Annotated in this window: 13 protein-coding genes; 2 read left to right on the top strand and 11 right to left on the bottom strand. The window is 62.8% G+C overall.

Annotated elements, in window-relative coordinates; genetic code table 11:
• From CWE16_RS00820 to CWE16_RS00805, 4 genes are all read right to left on the bottom strand, one after another.
• On the bottom strand, nucleotides 1-525 hold the full coding sequence (locus CWE16_RS00820) for an NADPH-dependent FMN reductase (protein ID WP_131592223.1): 525 nt from the start codon (nucleotides 523-525) through the stop codon (nucleotides 1-3).
• 82 nt (nucleotides 526-607) lie between these two features.
• A complete protein-coding gene (locus CWE16_RS12390; protein WP_131592221.1) occupies nucleotides 608-1321 on the bottom strand; it encodes a rubrerythrin family protein in 714 nt (237 codons plus the stop codon).
• A 111-nt stretch (nucleotides 1322-1432) separates the two neighbouring features.
• On the bottom strand, nucleotides 1433-3274 hold the full coding sequence (locus CWE16_RS00810) for a diflavin flavoprotein (RefSeq protein WP_131592219.1): 1842 nt from the start codon (nucleotides 3272-3274) through the stop codon (nucleotides 1433-1435).
• Nucleotides 3274-5016 carry a diflavin flavoprotein gene (locus tag CWE16_RS00805; protein WP_131592217.1) on the bottom strand — a complete coding sequence of 581 codons (1743 nt, stop codon included), beginning with the start codon at nucleotides 5014-5016 and terminating at the stop codon, nucleotides 3274-3276. The genes CWE16_RS00810 and CWE16_RS00805 overlap by 1 nt, the downstream gene beginning before the upstream one ends.
• 144 nt (nucleotides 5017-5160) lie before the next feature.
• On the opposite strand from CWE16_RS00805, the gene CWE16_RS00800 reads away from it, so the two are divergent.
• Complete coding sequence (locus CWE16_RS00800) at nucleotides 5161-6474, top strand: NRAMP family divalent metal transporter (RefSeq protein WP_131592215.1); 1314 nt, start codon at nucleotides 5161-5163, stop codon at nucleotides 6472-6474.
• Between the two features lie 77 nt (nucleotides 6475-6551).
• Here CWE16_RS00800 and CWE16_RS00795 read toward each other — a convergent pair whose 3' ends face one another.
• The 5 genes from CWE16_RS00795 to CWE16_RS00775 form a co-directional block, all read right to left on the bottom strand.
• A complete protein-coding gene (locus CWE16_RS00795) occupies nucleotides 6552-6947 on the bottom strand; it encodes an Hsp20/alpha crystallin family protein (RefSeq protein ID WP_131592213.1) in 396 nt (131 codons plus the stop codon).
• A 179-nt stretch (nucleotides 6948-7126) separates the two neighbouring features.
• Nucleotides 7127-7672, bottom strand: coding sequence for an MEKHLA domain-containing protein (locus CWE16_RS00790; RefSeq protein ID WP_236629490.1), 546 nt, complete (start codon nucleotides 7670-7672; stop codon nucleotides 7127-7129).
• Nucleotides 7665-8552 (bottom strand): SWIM zinc finger family protein, encoded by an 888-nt coding sequence (locus CWE16_RS00785; RefSeq protein WP_131592211.1) that lies wholly within the window; start codon nucleotides 8550-8552, stop codon nucleotides 7665-7667. Before CWE16_RS00785 ends, CWE16_RS00790 begins: the two co-directional genes overlap by 8 nt.
• 9 nt (nucleotides 8553-8561) lie before the next feature.
• A complete protein-coding gene (locus CWE16_RS00780; protein WP_131592209.1) occupies nucleotides 8562-11750 on the bottom strand; it encodes a DEAD/DEAH box helicase in 3189 nt (1062 codons plus the stop codon).
• The gene (locus CWE16_RS00775; RefSeq protein WP_131592207.1) at nucleotides 11747-12178 is read right to left on the bottom strand and encodes a hypothetical protein; all 432 of its coding nucleotides are present in this window, start codon (nucleotides 12176-12178) and stop codon (nucleotides 11747-11749) included. Before CWE16_RS00775 ends, CWE16_RS00780 begins: the two co-directional genes overlap by 4 nt.
• Nucleotides 12179-12213: 35 nt before the next feature.
• On the opposite strand from CWE16_RS00775, the gene alaS reads away from it, so the two are divergent.
• Nucleotides 12214-14892 carry an alanine--tRNA ligase gene (alaS, locus tag CWE16_RS00770; RefSeq protein ID WP_131592205.1) on the top strand — a complete coding sequence of 893 codons (2679 nt, stop codon included), beginning with the start codon at nucleotides 12214-12216 and terminating at the stop codon, nucleotides 14890-14892.
• Between the two features lie 55 nt (nucleotides 14893-14947).
• On the opposite strand, the gene CWE16_RS00765 is transcribed toward alaS, so the two are convergent.
• Nucleotides 14948-15610: a Coq4 family protein gene (locus CWE16_RS00765; RefSeq protein WP_131454999.1), complete on the bottom strand. Its 663-nt coding sequence runs from the start codon at nucleotides 15608-15610 to the stop codon at nucleotides 14948-14950.
• Between the two features lie 63 nt (nucleotides 15611-15673).
• On the bottom strand, nucleotides 15674-17563 hold the full coding sequence (locus CWE16_RS00760) for a hypothetical protein (protein WP_236629489.1): 1890 nt from the start codon (nucleotides 17561-17563) through the stop codon (nucleotides 15674-15676).
• Between the last annotated feature and the right edge of the window lie 37 nt (nucleotides 17564-17600).

Below are 17600 nucleotides of genomic sequence, written 5' to 3'. Positions count from 1 at the left end.
TCAGAGTGCAAGTGGTGTCATTTGCAGAAGACGCTGCAGCAGATCAGTGATGCTCTCGTCCTTGGGGGGGTTGGCGTAGTTGCTGAGCAGTTGGCGACCCACCACTTGGGCGCCCAGGTGGGTCAGTTGGATGCGCAGCGACACCAGCAGTTCCATGCCGCCGCCACCAGAAAATGTCGCCATGGCCACGGGCCTGCCGTTGAACAGTGCGCGGAAGTCGTTGCCTTGCGTCGACAGCCAGGCGATGGCGTTGCTGAGGCTTGGCGGAATCGAGCCGTTGTATTCCGGTGCGCAGATCACCCAGCGTGCTGCGTTCATGAGCTGCTCCTGCAGAGGGGCGACCGCCGCTGGAGTGCCGCAGTCTTGGGCTCTGGGGGTGAAGAGGGGGAGATCCAGCACTGTCAGGTCGAGCAGCGAAGCCGAATGACCCAGGGCCTGGGTCTGATCAACGAACCGCTCGCCCAGCTTGAGGTTTTCGCCGTTGCTGGCGGTGATGACGAGAACGTCAGGGGAGGAGGGCGTCATCGCTGAACGGGGGGCTGGATGGTGAAGGACATCGTGCAAGCAGGGGGAGCCTGCTTGCAAGAACACTCCCCGCAATTGCTCTTCAGGCGGTTTTCAATTCCGCTTCCCGGTAGGGCACAAAGCTGGCTTTGCGGGCGCCGCAGATCGGGCAAGTCCAGTCGTCTGGAATCGCTTCAAACGGCGTGCCTGGAGCAATGCCGGAGTCGGGGTCGCCCTGGGCGGGGTCGTAGATCATCGAGCACACCTTGCAGATCCATAGGCCGGCGACCGGCTCATCGGCCTCTCCGGCTTCTCCCTTGCCTTGCAGCGCTTCGAGGGCGACGCCGTAGCGCTCAGCGTGATGCTGCTCGATCGGTGCGAGCAGGCCGAAATTCTTGGCAGCGGTGCGGAAGATGCCGGCGTGTTCCTTGGACTCGTCGATCTGTTCGTTGAATTCCGCCTCGGCGCCGCCATCGCGATCGTTGCGGGCTTGGGCGGCGAACTCGGGGTACATGGTGGTGTACTCGTAGGTTTCACCCTCGATGGCCAGTTCCAGGCAGCGAGCCAGCATCGCCTGTTTGGCGTCTTCACTGAGGCTGGCCGGATCGTCGATCACCAGCTCAGGGTGGAGCAGGCGGAAATGAGCGAAGGCGTGCTCGGTTTCCTGGGCGGCAGTGTCGCGAAAGAGTTTGGCCAGTTCGTTCTTGCCGAGCTTTTTGGCCACGTCGGCGAAGAAGAGATATTTGCGGTTGGCCATGCTCTCGCCGCCGAAGGCGGCCTCGAGATTGGCGTGGGTGGCGGCGTTGTTCAGATCCATGGATGCGTGGGCGGAGCGCAACTGAGTGCACTCTAACTCATACTCATTACGAGTATGAGTTAGAGCTCGATTGCTGGGGGCACTGAACTGTCGTTCAGTTTTCAGCGTTTCTCAGTAATTGGCGCCACTACGTCGCTGGTGAACGGCCGTCACCCCCTCGCTGTCAAGGATGCCCCCGTGCATTACCTCGGCATAGATCAGCCAGTGATCGCCACATTCCATCCGTTGCTTCACGTCTCCTTCCAGCCAGGCCAGGGCTTCTGGCAGCAGGGGCTGGTCGCCGGGGCTGCTCTCTAGTTCGAGGCCGGCCAGGCGGTCCGCTCCCGGTTCAAACGGCTGGAGGAACTGCTTCATGGGGCCGCTCTCCCTTCCCTCCGCCAGCACGTTCAAAGCAAAGCGATCTCCCTTGTGCAATAGGGCTTCAACGGCGCGATCCTTGGCCACGGCCACCGTGACTCCCGGAGGCGTAAAGCTGGCCTGGCTCACCCAGCTGGCCACCATCGCTCCGCTCTGGGCGCTGTCGCCGTTCCCTTTGCGGGCGGTGAGCACACAGAGAGAGCCCACCACGCGACCTAGGGCCAGCACCGAGGGATCACTGCGGCTTTCGCTGAGGCCCCCGGCGCTGCGCCGTTGCTGCTTGCGGCGCTCCTGCTGGAGCTGACGGGCAAAGCGGGTGCCTGTTTCCTCCAGGGTGCGCACGGTGGCGGCATCGGGGCTGAATTTGATCCGGATCGGTTCGAAGCCGAAACTGAAGCCTCCATCGCGCAGCTTGGTTTCCAGAAGGTCGAGGGCTTCCCCGCTCCAGCCGAAGCTTCCGAAAACCCCGACAGGCTTGCTGCGGTCGCCTTCCGCCAGCACGGTGCCGAGGGCGGAGACGATTGGGGTGGGTGCATGGCCCCCCAGGGTGGGGGAGCCGATCAGGATGGCGTCTGCTGCACGGATGGCCGCCACCAATTCATCGGCGGGGGTGAACTCGCAGTTGAGGCTGTTGACGCGCACGCCCGTGCGCCCGACTCCGCGGGCCAAGGCATCGGCAATCGCTGCGGTGTTGCCATAGGCGCTGGCGAAGAGCAGCAGCACATTCAGCGTTGAGCTCTGCTGGCTTTCCCCCCAGCGGCGGTAGTCGCTGAGCAAACTGCGCCAGCTGGCGTCGATGGCCGGCCCATGGCCTGGCGCGATCGTGCGGATGTCGAGCTGCTCCAGTCGTTCCACGAGGGAGTCCACTTGGGCTGCCATTGGTGCCATCAGGCAGTCATAGAAGTGGCGGCGCTCCTCTTCTGTCGCCATGCGGCTTGCTTCGGCCCAAGCCTCCGTGCAGATGTGGGCGGCGAAGAATTTGTCGCTCATCAGGAGGCCACTGCTTTCCTCAAAAGCCAGTAGTCCGCCAGGCCAACGGGGGCTAGGGGCGGGCAGCAGCTGCAGTTGATGGCCGTGGCTCAGGGGCAGGGTTGTCTCCTGACGGATCACCTGAATCGGCGGGAGCTCCGGAAGCGGTGGTCGCAGGTCAGGCTCCCCTGGCGGTAGCGGTTTGCGTTGGTTCCAGAGCTCCGTCAGCAACTTGGCTCCAGGGTTGGAGCTGATGAGCTCAAGCCCGCCATAGGTTTCCGCCAAGCTGCGCAGCAGTGCCACTCGGTTGGGGTTCACATGCCCGACCACCACTTGCAGCGTCTGGGTGTCACTGGGCAGGCTCCTGGCCAGTACCGGCAGGAACACATCGGCGTAGGCGGCACCTGGAGGATGAACCAGCAGGGCAGGGCGCGCCTGTCCGCTGGCATCGACGCCGGCATCGAACAGGAAGCTGTTCGCGGTGCTGCCCCGTTCCAGGGCGTATTCCAGCTCAAAGCGCAGGCGCTGGGGGCTCAGGCCCCGCAGGCTTTGCAGTCCTTCGGCGATCGGCAGCAGAACAACCCGCCGCTCTCCAGCTTTCTCGCTGTCGGTCATCGCGGTGGCCATCAGTAGTGGTTCCCCACTTTGCGGTGGTGCACTGCGGTGCGGGCATCGGCGTCCGCCACGTTGCCCTGTTCCACCACCGCATAAATGATCCAGTGGTCGGGGCCCTCCATGCGCTGCTCCACCCGGCAACCCAGATAGGCCAGCGCATCACCAAGCACCGGGCCGCCATCGGCAACGCCCTCGAGCACGTTCACGCCGGCGAAGCGATCGGCACCCGGCGGGAATCGTTTGAGGAAATGGCGGAGTAAGGGCTGGTGATTGCTTTCCCGAAGCACATTGAGCACAAAGCGATCACCCACCTGCATCAGCGCCTCGATCGCCCTGTCACGGGCCACGGCGATCGTGAGGCCCGGCGGCGTGAAGCTGGCCTGACTCACCCAGCTCGCCACCATGGCGCTACGGCGCAGGCTCTCTCCTTCACCCTGGCTTGCTGTCACCACATAAAGCCCGCCGCTCAGTCGGCCTAGAGCCTTGTCGAGATCTCCATCCAGACTCTTCATGGCCGCGATCGTCTTGTCACGGGTGAGCAGCTGACCGAGGTCGGTGCCGGCTTCTTCGCAGCGCTGATAGTCCTGGCCGGTGGGAAGCGAGCGGATTCGCAAGGGTGCGAAGGCTTCCTTCTGCTCTTGTGCTCGCAGCTGGGATGCCACCGCATCGATCGGGGCATCGTTGCCGCCGAAGGCGTCATAGACGCCAACCCATTGCTTGCTGTGCAGGGCGGCCAGCAGGGTCCCAATGGAGGCCTGCAACTCGCTGTCGGGTTCCGCCGGCCAGGTCGGAACCACCACCGCCTGAGCCTCGCCGATCAAGGCGGAGAGTTCCTGGGCATCCGTCGCCCGCAGATCCACGAGCTGGACCTGCGCTTCCGCCTTGCCGATGCCCCGTGCGATCGCCTGGCTGAGGCGGTCGCAGAAGCCGTATTGGCTGAGATAACAGACGGCCGCATAGGTCTCTCCCTTACTGCGCTGCCCGCTCCACTCTCGATAGTCCTCAATCCAGTGATCCAGGTGGTGGCGAAGCAGCGGTCCATGGCCAACGGCGACCGTGTTGATCGCCGGCAGACCATCCATGCGCTTGAGGGCCTGCAGCACGCTGCGGGCATTGGGTCCCATCAGGCAGTCGTAATAAAAACGGAAATCCGGTGCGATCGCTCCTGGGTCAACGTCGAAGAGCTCGTCGGAGCAGTAGTGCAACCCGAAGGCATCACAGGTGTAGAGGATGCCGGTGCCGTGATCAAAGGAGAAGATCGTGTCCGGCCAGTGCAGGTTGGGGGCGCTGAGGAATTCGAAGCGATGCTCCGTGCCCGTGTCGGGATTGATGCCGAGATCCAGGCTGTCTCCGCTTTTCACCGCCCTGGAGCGGAAGGGTCGGTGCACCTGGTTTTCGAGAAACTGAATGGCCACCTTCGAGGCCACGATCTCGATCTCGGGATTCAGGTCGAGTAGGTCGCCAATGAGCCCTGAATGGTCCGGTTCGGTATGGCTCACGATCAACACATCGATCGCTTTCGGATCGATCTGCTCCCGGAGCAGTGGCAGCCAGGTCTCGCGGAATTTGGCGTGGCTGCTGTCGATCAGGGCGGTGCGTTCCCCGCGCACCAGGAAGGCGTTGTAAGTGGTGCCGTTGCGCAGGCCGAATTCGATATCGAAACGGCTCCGATCCCAGTCGAGGGAACGGATCGTGGTGGTGTCAGCAGCGATCGCCTCACACTGCAGGCTGAGTCGGCCGGTGGCAACTGCCATGACGTCATTGCGCGGCGGTGCCTGACTCTAGAAACACTCTCAGGTGTCCAGCCCTGCCGAGCGCTCAGGCGTTACAGGCTCTCTTGTGACGGGCTGGGGGTGACGGGCTGGGGTCGAGGATGACCCGAAGTGCGACTGGCCGTTATGACCACAAGCGTTGCGCGGGGCTGGAGTGGCCTGCGCCAGAGCCTGGGCCCTGGAATCCTTCTGGCGGGGGCCTGCATCGGCGGCTCCCATCTGATGTCATCCACCACAGCGGGCGCCCGCTTCGGTTTTGCCCTGCTGGGTTTGATCCTGCTCACCAATCTGCTCAAGTACCCCTTCCTGTTGGTGGGCAGTCGTTTCACCGCCGTCACGGGCCAGTCGCTGCTCGAGGGGTTTCAGGCCCGCAGTCGCGCTTATCTGCCGCTTTATCTGATCGTCAGTCTGGTGACGGGGACGCTCACGATTGCTGCGGTCAGCTTTGTGGCGGGGGTCTTGCTCACGAATGTTCCGCTCCTTCAAACGCTCGATCCCTACGGCCTTGCGATCGCTGTGCTCGTCATCAGTGCCCTACTTCTGCTCGTGGGTCACTATCGGGCGCTCGACCGGATCTCCAAGCTGCTGGTGGCTCTGCTCACCCTGCTCACCGGTGTTGCCGCCCTCAGCCTGTTGCTGCGAGGACCCGTGGCTGATGTGGCGGCCAGCTGGACGCGTTCGGATCCCAGCCCATGGACCCTCGCCAATCTGGGATTCCTCATCCCCCTGATGGGCTGGATGCCAGGGCCCGTGGAGATGTGTGTCTGGCCCTCACTTTGGATGTTCTCCCGCGCCCGCGATAGCCAGCACACAGCGACCCGGGCCGAGGCGGAATTCGACTTCAACCTTGGCTATGGGGTGACGGTGATCACGGCTGTGTTTTTCGTGATCCTGGGGGCTTACACGATGTATGGCACCGGCGACGGCATGCTCTCGGGCAGTGGTGTCTCCTTTGCCCAAAAGCTGATTCGCCTTTACACCGAGGCGATGGGTGGCTGGGCGGCCTGGGTGATCGTGCCAGCGGCCTTTTCAGCGATGTTCAGCACCACCCTCACCTGTCTGGATGCCTATCCCCGCAGTATTTCGGCGATTCAGGGACTCCTGCAGGGCAAGGATCGGGGTGACGCTGCACCAGGGCCCCAGCGCCGGCGCTTGGCTCTCTGGGTGCTGCTCCATTTCCTCGCTTCCGTTGGGGCCCTGCTGTTGGCCGCCAGTGGAGGTGTCGGTGTGAAGGATTTCGTGTTCGGTGCGATGGCAGGCAGCTTCATCACGGCTCCTTTGTTCGCCTGGATGGCGATGGACACCATGAACAGTTCCCTCGTGCCGGCGGAGCATCGCTATGGCCCCTTGATGCGGGGGCTCTGTTGGATCGGACTCGCGTTTTTCGTCCTGTTTTCGCTGGTTTTCATTGGCTACGACTTGCTCGGTCTGGGCCGTTAGCACGACGCAAGAAAAAGGCCCCTGCCGATTCGGCAGGGGCCAGGACTCCGTTCCTCTCCTCAGCAGCTGTCTTCCGGTCAGTCCTCCAGGGCGACGGTCACGGACGTGCGGGTCTGGGCCTTGCCGGCCCGGATCTCAAGCACGCCATCGCGATAGCTGGCGCGCAGCTGCTCGCGGTCGAGGCCTTGGGGAAAGCGAAAGCTGCGGCTCCATGTCCCGTAGCGAAACTCGCTCAACAGGGCGGTGTCATCGGCCTTGTCTTCGCCAGGGCACTGGCGCTCAGCGCTCACGCTCACGCTGCGATCGGTGGCCTGCACGTCGATCGTGTTGCGCTCGACACCCGGTAGCTCCACGCGGATGACATAGGCATCAGCGTGGTCGCGGATCTCGGCGGCGGGAACGCGCTCGGCCTGGGCCAGTTGCTGCTCCAGGCGCTCAAAAAGGTCGAAGGGGGATTGGCGAAGGGTGATCATGAAAGGTCCTCCAAAAGGGGGGAGTTCTGGGGTGTTGGTTGTCACCCACAGCGCCAATCTGCGCGGCTTGATTGAGGACAAACAGCCGGAGAACCGCCCTCTTTGGTTCGGTCTGGACGACCTGATTCGGTTGTCACACCTGGGTTGTAGCAAGAACCGAACAGGGTTAGTGGCAGCCCTTAGAGCCACCACCAATCTGAGAAGGCGGCGGCTTGCCCACAGGCACGCCCCTCCTCATCCCAGAGCGTCCAGATGCTGGCGTTGTTGATCATGAACCGCCGCCCCTCGCGATCGATGCGAATGCCGCGATAGCCCTGGTAAGCATCGCGACGTTGGGCGGTCTGCAGAGCCTGGGCCCTTTCTCGGCGGGCGTTTGCGGGGGCGGTGAGCCTGGAGGACATCCCGATCATGGTGGGCCAGGTATGCCGCCAGAGCCTGAGGGCGGCGGCATTGGCATAGGTGAGGCGGGGCCCTTCGTTGGAGTCGAGCGCAGCACCGTCATGGGCCAGTACAGCCATGTCGACGGCAAACAGCTCCTGGCAGGCGAGGCGGCGCGAGCTGCCCGTGCGGTCGCCGGCCAGCAGCGGAGTGCCGAAGGCCCGTTGATGGGAGAGCAACAGGATGTTGACGAGACCGCGTTTCTCCAGGGTCAGCCAAGGAGCCTCCTCAAGGGGCAGGGCTCGCTCTTTGGCACTGTTGTGCTCTTGGGAGGTCTGCTCAGCCACCGGTGGCCATGGCCGCCAGCATCGCTTGCTGGGCCAGGGTTTGACCCTGCTTCCTCAGATGGGCAAGAAACTGCTGTTTGGCATCGGGAAATCGCGGTTCCTCAGCCAGAGGAAGCTCGCCAGCCGCATCGAGGCCGGTGTCGCCCTCCATGGCCGGGGTGATCACCACTAGGTCTCCATCCAGTGCAGCGTCATAGCGCCACCAGAGGGTGGGATCCAGGACGGCTGGATGGGGTGGGGTTAGGGTCGTGGAAGTGTCGCTGGTTGCAGAGGGGGACGCCTCCTCGTCCTGGGCGATGGCCTCGAGGGCTTCACGCCGCTGTTCCGCCAGGTCTTCCAGAAGCTTGGCCCGGGTTCTTCCCCGCAGTTGGAAGAGCACGAAGGGGTCTTCGCTGAAGCGCTCCCCCATCAGGAAGTACACAGCGCTGATGTGCTTGCAGGGGTTGGCCTTGTCAGGGCAGCTGCACTCGCTGCGCACCTCTTGAAGTTTGAAGGGGAACAGACGCCTGCCGCTGGCTGCGAAAGCCCGTTCGATGTCCGACGGCATGATTCCTGCCAGCAACTGGGCTGACCAACGCGCCTTCTGGGTCAGGGCCTCAAGCACGTAGCCCCAGTCTTCGTCGCTGAGCACATCGAGCCAGAGCTTCACTTTGTAAGGGTCTTCACCGGTGCCTTGCACGCGGGCATGCACCCGTCGCCCCTCGAAGCGGATTGAGGTCACATGCCCTTCTCGGGCGTAGGCCCAGGCCCGCTCCAAGCGTTTCTTGAAGCGGTAGGAGTTGATCAGCTCCATCCACTGTTCGACCCACCAGGGCTGCTGCCCCAGGCCTTCATCGCCCAGGGAGGTGTTGATGCCGTTACCGGTGGGGGTGATGGTCATGCGTTGTCCTCAGTTGTCCTCGAGGCTCACCAATTCCTTGAGCTGGCCCATATCAAGGCCACCAAGCCAATCTTCGCCTGAGCCGATGATGTCTTCTGCCAGTCTGGATTTCTCGCGGATCATCCGGTCGATCTTTTCTTCCACTGAGCCGCTGGTGATGAACTTGTGCACCATCACCCGGTTGGTCTGGCCAATCCGGTAGGCACGGTCAGTGGCCTGGTTTTCAACCGCTGGGTTCCACCAGCGGTCGATATGGAAGACATGGCTGGCACGGGTGAGGTTGAGGCCCACACCACCGGCCTTGAGTGACAGCAGGAACAGCTGAGGCCCACGCGGGTCTTCCTGGAAGCGATCGACCATCGCCTGGCGTTCACCCTTGCTGGTGCTGCCGCTCAGGAAGGGCACCTCGCTGCGCCAGCGACGCTGGAGGTAACCCTGCAGCAGGTGACCCCATTCAGCGAATTGGGTGAAGAGCAGGGCACGGTCACCGGCTTCGATCACCTCCTCGAGGATCTCTTCGAGCCGCTGAAGCTTCACGGAACGTTGCAGGAAATCCTCGCCGGCGCTCTCTTCCTTGAGAGCCAGAGCCGGATGGTTGCAAATTTGCTTCAGCCTGGTGAGCAGGCCCAGCACCTGACCATGGCGCTGGCCGCGGGGAGCACGGGCGATCGCATCGAGGGTGTCCTCCACGGTTTTGGCATAGAGCGACTTCTGCTCCTTGCTGAGCCCCACCCACTCGCTCAGTTCCACCTTCTCTGGCAGGTCGGAGATGATGGCTTTGTCTGTTTTCAGGCGCCTGAGGATGAAGGGCCCCACGCGGGACTTCAGATCCCGAAGCGACGACATGTCGCCGTAGCGCTCAATCGGCATCCGGTAGCGCTGGCGGAAGAAGTCCTCCTCCCCGAGGACCCTGGGATTGAGAAAGTCCATCAGGGCCCAGAGTTCGCTCACTCGGTTCTCCACCGGTGTGCCCGTCAGGGCGATCCGGAAACGGCTACTGCGTCCGGGGCGGGCCAGGTCCCGGGCCGCCTGGCTCTGCTTGGCACTGGGGTTCTTGATCGCCTGTGCTTCATCGATCACCATCCCCTGCCAGTCCATGCTCTCCAGCAGTTCACTGTCCCGCTGCAGCAGGCCATAGCTGGTGAGCACGAGATCCACACCTTTGAGGTCCTTCTTCAGCGCTGCGGGGGTGGACGGGCGTCGAGGGCCGTAGTGCTCCTTGACCTGCAGTTCCGGGGTGAAGGCGGCCGCCTCCCGTTTCCAGTTGGTCAGCACCGAGGTGGGAGCCACCAACAGCACCGGTCGTTTCAGCTCCTGCTCAGCCTTCAGGTGTTGGAGGAAGGCGAGCAACTGGATCGTCTTGCCCAGGCCCATGTCATCGGCCAGACAGGCGCCTTGGTCAAAGCGATGCAGGAAGGCGAGCCAGCCAAGGCCGCGCTCCTGGTAAGGGCGCAGCTGACCGCAGAAGCCCTCGGGAGCGGGCAGCGGGTCGGGGGCCTTTTGCTGGTGGTATTGCTCCAGCACCGCCTGCAGCCGTGGGCCGGCTTCCAGACGGTGCACAGGCATGCGCATCAGCGTGTCGCCTTCTGAGGCAGTCAGGCGCAGGGCATCGTCGAGGCTGAGATTGGGTTTGGCGGCGAAAAAACGCTCGGCGTTCTTGAGGTCGTTGGGGCGAAGTTCAATCCAGGCCCCCTTGTGATTCACCAGAGGGCTGCGCTTGCCCGCCAGTCGTTCCAGTTCGCGCAGAGTCAGCGTCACACCGCCGATCATCAGTTCCCAACTCCAGTCGAGGTTTTCACCGAGGGTGAAGCCGCGGGAGCGCTCGGGCAGTTCCGCCTGGATTGCCAGGCCAAGACGACTGGCTAGGCCGCCGGACAGGCTGGGGGGCAGGTCGACACCGACGCCGACATCACGAAGCTGGCGGGCGGCGGTGCGCACCAGTACGAAGGCTTCAGCCGGCGTGATTTGCATCGCTTCCGGGGTGGCGCTGTCGAGCCCGCGTTCGATCGGCGTGAACACCGTGAGCGCCCGTCCCATCCCCTCCAGCAGTAGTTCGCCAGGGTGGTCGACAGCGACCTCACCCAACTGCAGCCCCTTGGGACCGGCGGCCCAGGCCACCCCTGCGGGCACCTTCAGGGTGGGATCGGCCTCCGCCTGCAGGGCGAACCGCAGGGTCCAAAGGTCCTCGCCTTCCGCTGGAGTTTCCAGTTCCAGGCAGGCGCGGGCAGCGGCCACGTTGCCGGCCACTCCTTCTCGCCAGTGGTGACTGGCGGTCGCCAGGCGTTCTGCTTCCTCATCGCCCAGGGTGATCACGCCGGTGTCGGATCCGAGGGCGTCCTGCCAGGCGGCAAGGAGGGGATCGAGCCCCTCGCTTTGGGGTGTGAAGCCCATGCGCAATTGGGCATCCACAAGGTCCTCCAGGAGGGTCGCCACGCGTAGGCGACCGCTGCGGGGTCGACAGCAGGCCACCGGGTTGGCGGCTCGCATGGCTTCTGGCCTGAGCCGGGTCGTGCGATTGCTGCGCCGGCCGGTCGGCTCCCGCCAGGGCAGGGCGCAGGTGGCCACCAGGGGCAGGCGGGAGGCCAGATCCTCTAAGCGTCTGCGATCGTCTTCACGATTGAGCAGCGGCACCCAGCGGGCCCGATGGGGGTAGCCCTCGCCTTTGCTCTGCTCCACCTGTGGAATCCAGCGTCCACGGGCGATCAGGCTCAGGGCCCAGCGCTGCATGTGGCTCCACCAGCGCAGTTCATCGGCCAGGTCGGGGTGGCGACCCGAGAGGGGGAGGCGTGCAAGCCAGCTGGTGGCTGCACCGGGTTCGATCGCTAGGCCCTGCACTTGCCAGGGCCACCATTCGGTCTGCTTGGGAATCGGCTCACCCGCTTGGAGGGGGAGCCCTGTCCAGCCGTCGTTCTCCTCGCTGTCGTTGCTGTCTGATCGTTTTTTGCGGCGCTTCAGACTGCGGCTGGGCAGCGTGAGGCAGGCGGTCGCGTCGATGATTCCTTCGGGGAGGAGGTCGCGTTCGGTCAGCCAGGCCCGCAGATCATCGGGGCTCAGGGTGAAGGGGTGAAGCGCTGGCGTGAGGCCTGGACCGGCAGGCTCAGCAACACGCCACGTGTCTGCCCACACCAGCAGGGCCGGTCGCCCGGAGCTGGTCGGAGTGCGGATGGCAGGGAGCCAGGTGGCGTGCAGCAGGCTCATGGCCGCGACGCAGACAACATGCGATGGGTGCCGTGGAGCAGGAGTGCGCTGCCGATCAACGGCAACCACGCCAGAAGGAGTTCCTCTCCTAATGATGCCAGGGCGTCCAGACCCCCCATCGGAGAGGGCAGGGCCATCCCCAGGCTGCGCACACCGCAGATCGCGCCAACAAGCCCGGCCTGCAGGTGTGAATCCTCCGGGTCCACCCGTTCGAGATGGAAGGCCAGCAGTCCATAGAAGAGCCCGCAGCCGGTGGCGCGGACGGCCTGTTCCACCCCGAGGGGTAGGCCGATCAACCCGGCAGAGAGTCCCGCGAGCAGCGCCCAGCCCATGGAGCGCAGCCGCAGCTGAGCACGGCTGTCCGGGTCCGGTGCCTTGGTGGAGGTGGGTGGGGCGGCCAAGGTGAGTGGCGGCTCAGGGGCGATCATGGCTGCTGGCCCTGCTCCTCAAGCCCGAAACCGCCATGGCTGTTGCACGATCGTCGCGTCCGCAGGAAGCACGTCCCCGCAGCGGTGCGCAGATTCGCGAGGCCTTCCTCAGCTTCTTTGAGCAGCGGGGGCATGCACGCATCGCGAGTGCCTCCCTGGTGCCAGAGGACCCCACGGTGTTGCTCACGATCGCCGGCATGTTGCCGTTCAAGCCGGTCTTCCTCGGCCAGCAGGAGCGGCCGGCACCCTGTGCGACCAGTTCACAGAAGTGCATTCGCACCAATGACATCGAAAACGTGGGTCGCACGGCTCGGCACCACACCTTCTTCGAGATGCTCGGTAATTTCTCGTTCGGAGACTATTTCAAGCAGCAGGCGATTGAGTGGGCCTGGGAGCTGAGCACCGGGGTGTTCGGATTGGATCCGAAGAATCTCGTGGTGAGTGTGTTCCGTGAGGACGACGAAGCCGAGGTGATCTGGCGTGACGTGGTGGGGGTCAACCCCAAGCGGATCATTCGCATGGATGAGGCCGACAACTTCTGGGCTTCTGGGCCCACCGGCCCCTGTGGCCCCTGTTCGGAGATCTATTACGACTTCAAGCCCGAACTTGGTGATGAGGGAATCGATCTCGAAGACGACTCCCGGTTCATCGAGTTCTACAACTTGGTGTTCATGCAGTACAACCGCGACGCGGAGGGCATCCTCACCCCGCTCGCCAACCGCAACATCGATACCGGCATGGGCCTCGAGCGGATGGCCCAGATCCTCCAGGGGGTGCCCAACAACTACGAGACCGACCTCATCTATCCGCTGATCGAAACGGCGGCTGCTCTTGCAGGAGTTGATTACAAGACCCTGGATGACAAGGGCAAGACGAGCCTGAAAGTGATCGGTGACCACAGCCGAGCCGTGACTCAGCTCATCTGCGATGGCGTGACCGCCAGCAACCTTGGCCGCGGCTACATCCTGCGTCGCCTGCTGCGCCGGGTGGTGCGGCATGGACGCCTCCTGGGGATCGACAAGCCTTTCCTGACGGCGATGGGTGAGGCGTCGATTGCTTTGATGCAGGCGGTGCATCCCCAGTTGCTTGACCGCAAAGAGGTGATCCTTGCCGAACTTCAGCGTGAGGAAGCCCGCTTCCTTGAAACCCTCGAGCGCGGCGAAAAGCTGCTGGCGGATGTGCTTGCGGCTAAGCCCAAGCAGATCTCAGGCGAGCAGGCCTTCGAGCTCTACGACACCTATGGCTTTCCACTCGAACTCACCGAGGAGATTGCCGAGGAGCATGGCCTCAGGGTGGATCTTGAGGGGTTCGAGGCGGCGATGGAGGCCCAGCGTCAGCGGGCCAAGGCGGCAGCGGTGAGCATCGATCTCACCCTTCAGGATGCGATCGATCAGGTGGCGGCTGAACTCGATGCCACGAGCTTCCGGGGCTATGAGCTGTTGGAACACAGCAGCAGCGTGCAGGCGCTGGTGGTGAACGGCGAGCCGGCCCAAACCGCTGTGGCCGGTGATGCGGTGCAGGTGGTGCTCGACACCACGCCCTTCTATGGCGAGGGCGGCGGCCAGGTGGGAGACCGTGGCGTACTGGCCGGAGACGGCACCGACGGCAACGGACTGATCGTGGCGATCGACGCTGTGTCGCGGAACCGCAGTGTGTTCGTGCACAGCGGCCGTGTGGAGCGCGGCAGCCTCAGCGTTGGTGCTGTGGTGCACGGTCAGGTGGATCGCGCCTGTCGGCGCCGGGCCCAGGCCAATCACACCGCCACGCATCTGTTACAGGCTGCGCTGAAGCAGGTGGTGGATCCCGGAATTGGCCAGGCTGGATCCCTGGTGGATTTCGAGCGCTTGCGTTTCGATTTCCACTGCCCTCGGGCGGTGACAGGGGCGGAGCTCGAGCAGATCGAGACCTTGATCAATGGCTGGATCAGCGAGGCCCACCGGCTTGAGGTGCAGGAGATGGCGATCGAGAAAGCCAAGGCCGCCGGTGCCGTGGCGATGTTTGGCGAGAAGTACGCCGATGTGGTGCGCGTCGTCGATGTCCCGGGGGTGTCGATGGAGCTCTGCGGAGGGACCCATGTGGCCAATACCGCTGAGATCGGTTTGTTCAAGATCGTCAGCGAGAGCGGTGTGGCGGCTGGAATTCGCCGCATTGAGGCGGTGGCTGGTCCGGCCGTGCTCGCCTATCTCAATGAGCGTGATCAGGTGGTGAAGCAACTGGGCGATCGCTTCAAGGCGCAGCCCGGCGAGATCGTGGAACGGGTGATGGCGCTACAGGAGGAACTCAAGGCCACGGGGAAGGCGCTGTCAGCGGCTCAGGCGGAGTTGGCCGTGGCCAAGTCGGCGGCACTGGCAGGCAAGGCCACGGCCTTGGCTGGCTTCCAGCTGCTGGTGGAACGCTTGGATGGTGTGGACGGTGCCGGCCTGCAGGGGGCGGCCCAGAGCCTGGCCGATCAGCTCGGCGATGGGGCTGCCGTGGTGCTTGGAGGCCTGCCGGATCCAGCTGATCAAGGCAAGGTGATCCTGGTGGCAGCCTTTGGTAAGGGGGTGATTGCCGCCAAGCTCCAGGCTGGCAAGTTCATTGGTGGCATCGCCAAGCTCTGCGGCGGTGGCGGCGGCGGTCGCCCCAACCTGGCCCAGGCTGGAGGCCGCGATGGTGCTGCACTGGATGGAGCGTTGGCCGCGGCCCGGGAGGAGCTGCATGCAGCGTTGTCATGAGTCCATGGCTCAACCCTGTTGGCGCTGTAGAGCTCATTGCTCCCCAGCGTCTTGGTCAGGGCTCGGACTCGACGGGAAGTTTCAGTTCTCTTCGCCAGTCGCTCAGGGGCCGATCCCAACCATCTTCGAGTTTTCGAGCAATGACTAGCTCCGCATCAAGTCCCATCTGAAAGCCCCGCGCCAAGGCTCGCAGCATCGGGGCGAGAGGTTCGTCGTTCTGAAGGGCTGAAAGCATCCCGCCGAAGATCAGCATCACGGCAAGGGGTGAGCGATTCTGCGCAAGGTTGAACCCCTGGAGCCCCAGTTCACTGGCCCCATCGATCCCGAAGCCAGTCAGGACGTGCACGATGTCGTGGGTTTCTTTGAGTCGGTGCACCACGTAATCCTGCGCGGTGGTCACTGGGGATGGATCGATCAAGCTGTCGGGGGTGATTCCCTGGCTGATCAGCTGGTCGGCGTAGATGCGACCGAGGCTGCCCTCAGGCAGGGTCTTCAGAACGTTCAGATCGATTGGCTGCGGGCGCCAGCGCTCCTCTACAAGTTCGTTGAAACGGGGGGCTTCCAGCAGATGGCGCATCATCTGTTTGCCGAGAGGGCCGTCTTTGACGCTGTTGCCAACGGCGAAGACACTTTCCAAAGATCCTGGATTTTTCAGGAAGGATGCCAGGCCCGCCAAAAGTTTCAGGCTCTGAAGGCGTTCCTGAAGTTTGATGCGCATTGGAGAAGGGCTTGTCAGTTCATTCTGAATCCACTCAAGTCATTTGGTTATTGGTTGGTTGATTCAGAGAAATTGCGGAACGGTTGTCTCTTCACCGTCGGATCCGGCACCTCGGCCTGAACAGGAAGCATCAGAGGATGATTTGGTCTGGAAGCGCGTTGCTTGTGACAAGTTGCCCCCGATCAATCCTCCGGTGTAGTAGGAGAAATCAGGGTTTCCACTGAACGCTCTACATACGTAGGTCAGAAGGATTGGTTCAGGTTCCGGCTCGGGTTCCGGTTTCGCTTCGGGCTCAGGCTTATCAGCTTCGGCTTGACTCTCTTGATCTTGCTCTTCTTTGCCATCATCTTTCTCATTTTCTTTGTTTTCTTCGCGTTCAGCCTGCGCCTGTTGTTTGGGGAGTTTGTCGGAAGGAACTACTAAGTTGTTGGCACCCCGCAACCTGGGATAGGGCGTCCTAGCAGCGATGAACCAGTCGGATCCAAGGATTCCTAGTAGCTCGCGGCCGGGGAGTCCATAAAGCCTTTCGTAGACAAGGTTGATGACATGACTTTCCGGTAGCAGGTTCTGTCCGCTCATGGTCTCGATCACGAGCTGGGAGAAGCGTTCTCTGCTCATTTTTGTTTGACTAAGCAACATGCCTTCCTTGCTGAAGGTTGCTTCTTCTCCTGCTTGAAGTCTCACCACGGATTGTGATTGCGCCTGGCTCGTCAGAGTTCCGAGCGTGGAGGGCGATGAGCCGGGCATGCTCGGTTTGTTTGTGCCGCTTCGACTGAGGGCCACTTGCATCGGCCTATCGGTCATGAATTCCCTGGCCTGCCAAGGTAAAGGCGAAGCAGGTCCCTGCTGGGAAAGGTTGGGGTCCCTAACAAAACCACCGTTCGTGGCGAAGCGGTAGTTGATCTGCCCGCCAATCACGGTATCCAGAAGATCGTCGTACTGCCCATAACCAGATACGGTCAGTTGGTTACTGACGGGAACAGTGATCCCGAGGCGTCCACCTCCGTATGAGTCCCCGATACCACGAAGGAGATATGGAGAAAGAGACAGGGTGATTGATTGGTCACCGACATCGGCAATGGGAATTCCCAACTGACCGATGGCATATCCAAGATTGTTGAGGCACCCATCCAAGGGGACACCACCAGTTGCGCCCAACTGCCACCGTCCTCTCTGCCAGAGCCCGCCCACGGCAAGCTGAGAGTGGAAGCAGCCTGAGATGTCCCAGCCGTCATATCCGATCAGCAGAGAGCTGATGCTGCGGTCGTTGGGATTGAACCACTTGTATCCCAACTCTGTGCTGGCTCCCCATGCGCCGTCAAAATTGGTGTTTCCTGTTGAGTAGCTGTAAAGCAGGCTGCTTCCCATGCTTTGGCTGAGGGGGAGAAAGAAGGAGGCATCTCCCAGAATGAGGCCCGCGGCTTCACCCAGTGTTTCTCCAGAAGCGTTGCTTCCCCAGCCACTCGAGCCGATCCCAATCACTGGATTCAGTGTTGGGTAGAGCGCGAGAATGTCTGGCTGTTTTTCGTCGCTCTGCTGTCCCTGTTCTTTGTCGGAAACAGAGGCTTCACCGCTCAAAACCGCTAAGTCATAGCCACCGTCTTCGCGCACGCTCAGAACGTATGTCGTTCCACGAATGCCAAGAACTTTGCTTCCGAGGCAGCTGTTCTGAGGTCCGTTGATCAAGACCTGACCGCGATCGAGTCGGAAGCAATCCTCGCCGAGTCGGATCAGGCTGTTATTTCCCAGGAATCCGAGGGCTCGTCGGTCAAACAGAACCTCGGCCCGGCTCCGGCCTGTACTTAGTTCTTGCCCCCGGTCAGCGGTCTGGTTGACCGCGGCTTCACGCTTGTCGATGAAGACCTCTCGACCATCGATGATGCGCCGGATCCTGGCTCTATTGAATGGGGCTGCGCTTGCTTCGGGGATTGCCAGAGCTGCAGCGAAGGCCATGAGAAGCAACTTCCTGAACACTGGCCTTTCCATCGAT

Source organism: Synechococcus sp. BS55D, assembly GCF_004332415.1.
Lineage (GTDB): Bacteria > Cyanobacteriota > Cyanobacteriia > PCC-6307 > Cyanobiaceae > Synechococcus_C.
The sequence above is the reverse complement of the archived record's forward strand: the minus strand, read 5'-3'. Positions and strand labels throughout refer to the sequence as shown.

Bases quoted from the DNA above. Each gene is read 5' to 3' on its own strand.
- CWE16_RS00820 (WP_131592223.1), bottom strand. From the start codon at position 525: ATGACGCCCTCCTCCCCTGACGTTCTCGTCATCACCGCCAGCAACGGC.
- CWE16_RS12390 (WP_131592221.1), bottom strand. From the start codon at position 1,321: ATGGATCTGAACAACGCCGCCACCCACGCCAATCTCGAGGCCGCCTTC.
- CWE16_RS00810 (WP_131592219.1), bottom strand. From the start codon at position 3,274: ATGGCCACCGCGATGACCGACAGCGAGAAAGCTGGAGAGCGGCGGGTT.
- CWE16_RS00805 (WP_131592217.1), bottom strand. From the start codon at position 5,016: ATGGCAGTTGCCACCGGCCGACTCAGCCTGCAGTGTGAGGCGATCGCT.
- CWE16_RS00800 (WP_131592215.1), top strand. From the start codon at position 5,161: ATGACCACAAGCGTTGCGCGGGGCTGGAGTGGCCTGCGCCAGAGCCTG.
- CWE16_RS00795 (WP_131592213.1), bottom strand. From the start codon at position 6,947: ATGATCACCCTTCGCCAATCCCCCTTCGACCTTTTTGAGCGCCTGGAG.
- CWE16_RS00785 (WP_131592211.1), bottom strand. From the start codon at position 8,552: ATGACCATCACCCCCACCGGTAACGGCATCAACACCTCCCTGGGCGAT.
- CWE16_RS00780 (WP_131592209.1), bottom strand. From the start codon at position 11,750: ATGAGCCTGCTGCACGCCACCTGGCTCCCTGCCATCCGCACTCCGACC.
- CWE16_RS00775 (WP_131592207.1), bottom strand. From the start codon at position 12,178: ATGATCGCCCCTGAGCCGCCACTCACCTTGGCCGCCCCACCCACCTCC.
- alaS (WP_131592205.1), top strand. From the start codon at position 12,214: ATGGCTGTTGCACGATCGTCGCGTCCGCAGGAAGCACGTCCCCGCAGC.
- CWE16_RS00765 (WP_131454999.1), bottom strand. From the start codon at position 15,610: ATGCGCATCAAACTTCAGGAACGCCTTCAGAGCCTGAAACTTTTGGCG.
- CWE16_RS00760 (WP_236629489.1), bottom strand. From the start codon at position 17,563: ATGGCCTTCGCTGCAGCTCTGGCAATCCCCGAAGCAAGCGCAGCCCCA.